The sequence below is a fragment of the Legionella qingyii genome (assembly GCF_003184185.1).
Window position 1 is genome coordinate 689 of record NZ_QHJG01000073.1, and the last position, 2,360, is coordinate 3,048.

Genomic DNA, 2,360 nt, shown 5'->3' on the forward strand with positions numbered 1-2,360 from the left:
CGCTCGCCCAAGAATATCTCGCCAACAATCTGGAAGCGCTTGATTGAGTCGGTTACCATGTAACTTACTGAACGCCCGACAGAAGGAATATCATTCAACAAATCCTGCTTTTCGAGCAACTGATGCAGGGCGAGTGCCGTGGCATGTGCTGAATCAACTATAGCAACCCCTTTAGGTAACAAATCGCGCAACAAAGGCTTAAATACAGGGAAATGCGTACATCCCAGGAGCACCGTATCTTCGTTAGTAAAACCATCCAGGTAATGTTTTAACGCTTCGCGAGCAACTTGATTGTTCACCATCCCTTCTTCTGCTAAAGCAACCAAAACGCTGCACGCGCGAGTATTAATTATTGCCTGGGGTACGTGTTGGGTAATTAGATTTTGGTATGCATTGGATGCAATCGTTGTTTCGGTAGCCAAAACAATAATGCGTTTGTTTTCAGTTGCCGCAACAGCTGCCGCAGCACCTGGTGCAACCACACCAAGCACAGGCATACCAGGTAACATTTCCTGTAAATACGGTAATGCGGCGGTAGTGGCTGTATTACAGGCAATTACCAAAGCCTTAATTCGCCGCTCCACCAGCAATTTTGCCATTTGCATGGCATATTGTTTTACCGTATCTGGGCTTTTAGTACCATAAGGAAGTCGAGCTGTATCCCCCAGATAGATAAACGATTCTTGCGGTAGACCCTCCCGCAATGCACGCAAAACAGTTAAGCCGCCCATCCCTGAGTCAAATACACCAATCGCCAGTTGGTTTGAATTCAATTGTGTAACCCCCTGTATGAATTTTAATAGCACTCCACACGTTCCAGTGCGTTTACTTAATTCACGTGTAGAGTTTTTCTCATAGTCTCAAAATATACCTATCATGCCTCAAGAAACGAGATCTAATTATATTTTTTTTCCTGAAGCAGTTAGGTGTTCGTCGACCTTCAATGCATCTGTCGAACTCCCAGCTTGCCCACCTCTCATAAGAGACATTTGTTCTCGTGATTTTTTGGTATTAGCAATGAAATCCTTAGCCTCTGTTTTAAAACCTTCCAGCGCCTTATCATTGTAGCCCCTCAACTTATCTTTGATAAATTTATCATCAACAGTTGATTGCAATTCAAATCCCGCTCTCTTACGTGGCCCTTCACAGCCAGGAACATGGGATTCTATTTTAAATTTTAAATCGTTTTTCATTAAGAGAAGCGCGGCATAGACTCTATCTGCATGATGCTGATCGTCACCGGTAATAAAGACAGTTTGCTCACCAGTTCCCTTCAAATTGGTTATGAGCATTTTAGCTTGTTTAATTGCCATCTGAGATTTTTCTTGTTCCGTCATTTTATCTCGTTCAGCAGCATCTGTTACATCTGTTACTTTACCAGTATGATCCTGAACTAACTTTCCTGTAGCTGTATCTTGTGCAGCATTTTGACCTCTAGCTTTTTGGGGAAAGTTGGCAACTGACTCAATTTTATCTCCTTGCTGTAATTTCACCCCTTGATAACGAGTTTCAATAGGATTTGCAGTACGAATACCCACAGCACCTGTACTTGGAGCCACATTTGAAGGAGTAGGATCCGATACGGTCCCATCATTTCTTACTAATTTATCAGTAAAATGTTCGAGACGAGGATCTTTTCCTGTTTGCCAAAAGGAATCTGCCATATTTGGCTTTGTATTAATGGCGGCAAGTTTTAATCCAGCTTGTCTCTTTATTTCCAGCCAATCTCCATCTGATAGATGATTTCTTACAAAATCTCGAGTAAAACGCCAACTGGTTCGTTGCCTATTTATTTCAGCAACTATCTGATCTTCATCTCTCGCTGCAGCAATACGCTCTAAGAGTTGAGGCTGATCAATTTTTTTAATGGCATCTGAAATCAGAAAAAAATAATACTTTTCTTTAGCTCGTTTTTTTATATCTCGTGCATCGGTATTTGACAACAAGTCTTCAGTAGTCAATGCAGTACTTAAATCAACATTTCCAAGTATAACCCTCGCATCGTTTAACCTCATTCTAACAGTATTCATGTTAGGCGCTGTCGCAATACCTCTCAGAACGGTCCGGATATTTGCGTTTACAGCTTCGTCGTTGCCCATTGTTAAATTAGTGTTAATGGCATCGGTAATAGTTTTGGCATTGGTCAAAGAAGTATGCTTGGCTACAACTGCCGCATCGATTAAATTAGCTTCTGCATTATGAAGATTCGCTTGTTGACCGAAATCAACTCCAACAACTAAATTTAAAGTGGTATTAAGAACTTGTAATGCCGCCCGTTTTTGATCCTCGTTACCACGTGGGGTATTATGGTAAGTGGTCAAAGCCGCCAAGGCAGCATCATCCATGGCATCAATAGTACC

At 41.8% G+C, this 2,360-nt stretch carries 2 protein-coding genes; both read right to left on the reverse strand.

Going from position 1 to position 2,360, the window contains the following annotated elements; translation table 11 throughout:
* On the reverse strand, positions 1-773 hold a 773-nt coding region (gene murI, locus DGG96_RS20420; RefSeq protein ID WP_110144299.1), incomplete at its 3' end, for a glutamate racemase.
* Between the two features lie 126 nt (positions 774-899).
* The coding region (locus DGG96_RS21005; protein ID WP_165831653.1) for a hypothetical protein at positions 900-2,360 on the reverse strand (1,461 nt) is incomplete at its 5' end.